Consider the following 5775-nt stretch of genomic DNA (forward strand, 5'->3'; position numbering starts at 1 on the left):
AGAAAGGGCAGAAAATTTAGAGTTAGCTATTGTTGCTTATAACCTGTCTTTAGAAGTCTATACCCGTGATGCTTTTCCTTATGAATGGGCAAGGACACAAAATAATCTGGGTGCTGCTTATAGTCAACGCATCAGAGGGGAAAGGGCAGAAAATTTAGAGTTAGCTATTGTTGCTTATAACCTGTCTTTAGAAGTCTATACCCGTGATGCTTTTCCTTATGAATGGGCAAGGACACAAAATAATCTGGGGAATGCTTATAGACATCGCATCAGAGGGGAAAGGGCAGATAATCTAGAGTTAGCTATTGTTGCTTACAACCAGTCTTTAGAAGTGTTGACCCGTGATGCTTTTCCTCAAGATTGGGCAGTAACACAAAATAATCTGGGTGGTGCTTACAAAAACAGAATCCAAGGAGATATAGTAGAGAATATAGAAACCGCAATTTTCTGTTATCAAGAAGCGTTAAAAATTCGTACTTTTGATGTCTTTCCTCTTGACTGGGCAACTACTCAAAATAATTTAGGCAATGCTTATAGTGAACGAATTAGAGGCAATAAAGCCGAGAATATCGAAAATGCAATTGTCTGTTATCAAGAAGCCTTACAAATTTATACCCGTCAAGCCTTTCCAAGAGATTGGGCAGAGACACAATATAATTTAGCCAATACTCTCAGAGAACGATTTAAACTTCTTGGTAAAGTGGCAGACATTCAACAAGCAATTAACTCTTATAAACAAGCTGGAGAAATTATTGAAAAAACCGAAGACAAAACCTTATATTTTAACTATTCCTATCAATTAGGAAAAGCTTTATTTGAGGGCGGATATTATACAGAAGCTATTGAACACTTAGAAAATTGTCAGCAACTTTATCAAAAACAAAAGGATATTAGTAGTTTGGCTCCAATTTTATTGGAACTTGCCCGTCTCTATCATCGCACTGGTAGGCTCGAACAGGCAAGACTTTATTTTAAAGATTCTTTACGTCTATTCCGTCGTTTGGGTGATCAAGATAATGTGGCTTCTGTGACAACTGCACTGGGCAATCTAGAAATACAAATTGGCAAGATTTCCCAAGCTTGTAGTCATTTAAAAGAAGCACAAACATATTATCAAGAAAACAATGATAAGGAACGACTAGAGGAAATTAATCATCTACTAAAAATTCTACAATCTGCTTAAAATGACAAGACTCAGCCGTTATCAATCAACTCTCAAAAAATGGGGACTTATAGAAAATCCTTTTCGACCAACTCCCCCCGATGATCCCGAAAAATTAGCAAAGATTTTTTATGGACGCGATCAAGTTTTAGATGTCGTTATTCCGACCCTCTATGAAGGACGTAATATCCTAGTTAGGGGAGCTTGGGGTATTGGTAAAACTGCTTTGATTTTTAATTTAATTCATCAGTTACAACAGGAAGTAGCGGAACTAAATGAAAAAATGTTAGTGCTTTATTTGAGTAGCATTCCTGGGGAAAGTTCCACGGAATTTTATCGTGCTTTATTATTAGCTGTAGCCGATAGTTTAGCGGATAGTGATCAAGAATCAAGAGACATTGCTAATACGCTTTTAGGGTATTCTATTCAACGTAATAAAACCACTACTGAAGGACAAGTTAAATTAGGCTTTTTATCCTTTGGCAAAAAGGAAGAATCCCCTGCTAATCAACTGACTCCCACCGCCAATGCTGACCCGTATCCTCTACTCATTCGGTTATTAAATAGAGCCGAAGAAATTTATTCTCGTATTGTTATTGCTATTGATGATTTTGACAAAAAAGATCCCATTGTTGTCCAGACAATTTTAGAAAGTAGTTTAGATCTCTTTCGGATGGGAAAACATCGGGGATTTATCATGACAGGAAGAGGCTTTACCGAGCTTCAAGAAGCAACCTTAAAAGCCCTTGGTATCTTTTCTGAAGATATTCCCCTTGAACCCATGAGTCAGGATGATTTACGTCACATTGCTATTAATTATCTTAATAGTGCCAGAAACGAACAGCGAAATGATACCTATCCTTTCACAGAGGAAGTCATCAATTTAATTACGGGTTACGCTCAAGGAATTCCTCGAGAACTGAATACTATCTGTGAAAAAGTATTACGGCAAGCTGCTTCAGAAGGATATGAAATTATTGATGAAACTGCTTTTTATTCAATTTGGCAAATCCTTCAAGAACACTTTACTTATTCCTTACGTCCTGAGTTTCGTCATTTATTATACGTTGCTCATCAAGCCGGTGGCATTAGTGAGAATATTTCTGATCAAACTTTGGCTAAACTTGATGCTATAACCTTTGTTGCTCTCTTGCCCCAACTTAAATCGATGGAAGAACAAGGATTATTAATTCGTCAAGAAGATCAAAGCGGTTTTCGTTTTGTTCCTTCCCAATTATTTCAACCTAAGTTACCCCCTGAGTCTCAGTCTGAGTAAATAATAAATAGCTCCTTCGATGTACAAGGTGAGCGCATCTCAAACGCTATTAACAATTGAGATGGCAAATTCTCCTCAAATATGCCTGAATCGTGGGTAAGCAACTCACATAAAGTTCATTTTGTCAAGGATCCTTAAGATGCGCTTACCCTGAAGTAGCTATAAGCTCACAGCCATTTTTTATTTAGGGTTGGCTGAATAAATGTGAAATATAGACGAGGTAAGGGGTTTGGGGGACTGTTTGGCCAAGCAGCTGCAAGATTTTCCAGCTAGTGGCTCAAAAACCTGGCATCTTGAGCGGCGATCGCGTCCTGTCGGGGCGAAGCATTTGGCATAACCTATCGCTGAAACCGTAGATTTTCTATCCGAATGCTTCGCCCCTACTTTTTCAGCAAACCCTATCTATCGGCCAACGGAATCAAGTGGCGAGCGATGGCCCATGACTTGCCAAGATGACAGAGCGTCTATAGCTATTTTTCGGGGTTGGAAAGGGGACGGTACTGATAGCATTTTTCAAAAGTAATGGCAGATATGGTTAATTGCCCTCACCCCCCAACTCCCCCTACCCTACCGATGTGGGGGGTTGGAGGGGCGCGAGAGGGGTGTAGAATGCCTGCCATGAATAAAGAAAAATGGCATAACCTCATCCCTAAACCTTATTGCCGATTCCATCCAGGAATACTGTTAGGAAGTGAAAATTTATGTCACAATGACTCTATAAGGGCGATTTTTTAGTGATCGCCGAGGCCGTCTATTAATCGAATCGATGTCTTTGAAGAACGTAGCCCCAAACCGGAAACCTGACTTTCCTTTCCCATTCTTGCCACTGCTAGCGGAATTTTTCTCCCTTTTGTGTTATCCGCGGGAATTTTTGAGCTATTGCTGAGATTGGCATTTTGTCACTTCCCGTTAGTTGAATTCAACAAAAGAAGCTGTTTAGGAGCAATTTATGTTACACCGCAAGATTTATCAATTCTGTATGGATGGTCAGGAAGTCTGCATTTTCTTGCGCGATCAGCAAAGATGGATTGATAATGCTCGTATTGTCGATCTAGAAAGCGATCTCGTCACCATTCGCTACGAAACAGAAGAAGAAGACGAAATTAGTTCTTGGGAAGAAATGGTGCGTTTAGAAAGTATCGGTGCGGTGAGCAGAAAACTGGCATCGGTGTCGCGGACGAATCCTGATATTAATGTCTCGGAAGATTGTCCGGAAGCAGAACAACTTTATCCCCATTCTCCCGATAGCTTAGATTAATTTTGTCGATTTAACTGACAGTGGCTAGAAGTCCCGCGGTTTTAACCATGGCCAAGGGACTTTTAGGGAATGGAAGGGAAGAGAGCCAGTAATAATCACCACTTGTTGTAAAATTATCCTAAGTAGTTGTGCAAAATTAATTTCTTGGTTAGGATAGGCAAAAGGCAAGAAGTAGTTAGATATGTGTAATTGATTGTGTCTAGCTACTTAAAAGCCGCCAGATTTTCTCTATTATAAGCTGGAGGAGCAAAATGAATTCTAATCCCTACTTCGCTGGCAAGGATATCTATCAAAAATTTGTGGCAGTAGTAATAGTTTTAATTAGTTGTTGGTTAGTGACTTTTCCGGCCTGCGCCGGATCCGCCCCTCTAGAAGTTAAAATTAGTCTAGGCTCCGGGCAAGGAGAATTAAAATTCTTTCCTAGTCAATTAGACTTTATTGCCGGACAAAAATACAAATTAATTCTCGATAATCCCAGTCCCACTAAACATTATTTTACCGCAAAAGACTTCGCTGATGCTAGTTGGACGCAGAAAGTTGAAGCGGGAAAAGTGGAGATTAAAGGGGCGATTCACGAACTAGAATTAAAACCTAATGCACAAGCAGAATGGGTAATAGTTCCTCTCAAAACCGGTAAGTATAAATTAATCTGTACTATTCCGGGTCATGCTGAAGCGGGAATGGTGGGGGAAATCGCCATTAATAACCCATGAATTTAAGAAAAATTGTCTCCTTTGCTTTCCTATTATTTATTCCCCTATCGGTGGTCGCTAGTCGTCTTAATTGGGGAGATCAAGCTATTTTTATCACTGCCGCTTTATCGATCATTCCCCTGTCAATTTGGTTAAGTACGGCCGTGGAAAGAGTTGCCGTAGTCACCGGGCCAACTTTGGGAGGATTAGTTAATGCTATCTTCGGCAATACTACCACTTTAGTTATTGCCTTAATTGCCCTAAAAAAAGGCTTGGTGGACATCGTACAAGCCAGTATTACCGGTAGTATTCTCAGCGACTTATTATTATTTATGGGCATGGGAATGCTCACGGGAGGAATTCGCTACAAAGAGCAGGAATTTAAACCGATTTTAGCGCGGGTAAATGGTTCTTCCATGACTTTAGCAGTAATAGCGATCGCTTTACCAACTTTGGTAATATATACTTCTAACGTGGTGGAAGTTGCCGATATTCTCAGTCTTTCCCTAGTCACCGCCACGGTTTTATTAATAGTTTACGGGTTAACTTTATTATTTTCCCTCAAAACCCATAGCTATCTCTACGAAGTGGGATTAAGTAATGAAAATACCCCCGACAATCAGGTTAGTGAGGAAGAAAAAGCTCAAGTCTGGATTTGGTTACTTGTGCTGCTTACTTCCACCGTAGCTGTAGCTTATGAGTCGGATTTATTTGTTGATGTAGTGGAATCGGTGATGGAAGGATTTAATCTCACTCCTCTCTTTATCGGGGTGATTTTCATTCCTTTAATTAGCGATGTTTCTGGAATAGTTACCGTCACTCAATTAGCCCTAAAAAATCAGATGGATTTAACGGTTTCCGTGGCGATGGGGGATAGTTTATTGGTGGCTTTATTCGTGGCACCTTTATTAGTTTTTATCGGTCAATTTTGGCAGCAACCGATGGATTTAAATTTTAATCCCTTTAATGTGGTGGCTTTGATTGTAGCGGTGATTGTTACTAATTTAATCAGCTTTACCGGTCGTTCCAATTGGTTAGATGGAACCCTATTACTAGCCACCTATTTAATCTTGGCAGTGGCTTTTTATTACCATCCCGCCTAGCCAAAAAAGAGATTTAGGTATTTTCTGAGATTGGGTGCATCTCATTTTTGTAAATCTACTAAGTTGGGATTTTTAAGGGGAAACTCTCTGCTAAAGTCGGGCATTACTTTCGATTTTTTCCCTCAATCCAAGCTTTTGGGGGGTTCTACCCCCCAAACCCCTAGGGTTGATTCATCGTAGGGTTGATTCATCGTAGGGTTGATTCATCGTAGGGTTGATTCATCGTAGGGTTGATTCATCGTAGGGTTGATTCATGAATCAACCCTACCCAAACCCCCCGTTGG

5 protein-coding genes are annotated in these 5775 nt (G+C 40.0%); all 5 read left to right on the forward strand.

From position 1 onward, the window contains the following. A partial coding sequence (locus PX481_RS11495; RefSeq protein WP_288094610.1) for a tetratricopeptide repeat protein occupies positions 1–1183 on the forward strand: 1183 nt, incomplete at its 5' end. Position 1184: 1 nt separating this feature from the next. Continuing rightward, positions 1185–2438: an ATP-binding protein gene (locus tag PX481_RS11500; protein WP_288027445.1), complete on the forward strand. Its 1254-nt coding sequence runs from the start codon at positions 1185–1187 to the stop codon at positions 2436–2438. 949 nt (positions 2439–3387) lie between these two features. Continuing rightward, complete coding sequence (locus PX481_RS11505; RefSeq protein WP_002757875.1) at positions 3388–3696, forward strand: DUF6679 family protein; 309 nt, start codon at positions 3388–3390, stop codon at positions 3694–3696. A 251-nt stretch (positions 3697–3947) separates the two neighbouring features. Next, a complete protein-coding gene (locus PX481_RS11510; protein ID WP_288027443.1) occupies positions 3948–4409 on the forward strand; it encodes a cupredoxin domain-containing protein in 462 nt (153 codons plus the stop codon). Next, positions 4406–5491, forward strand: a complete 1086-nt coding sequence (gene cax, locus PX481_RS11515; RefSeq protein WP_012265049.1) for a calcium/proton exchanger — start codon at positions 4406–4408, stop codon at positions 5489–5491. The genes PX481_RS11510 and cax overlap by 4 nt, the downstream gene beginning before the upstream one ends. The last annotated feature ends 284 nt before the right edge of the window (positions 5492–5775 follow it).

It is taken from the genome of Microcystis sp. M53603_WE2 (assembly GCF_030065435.1).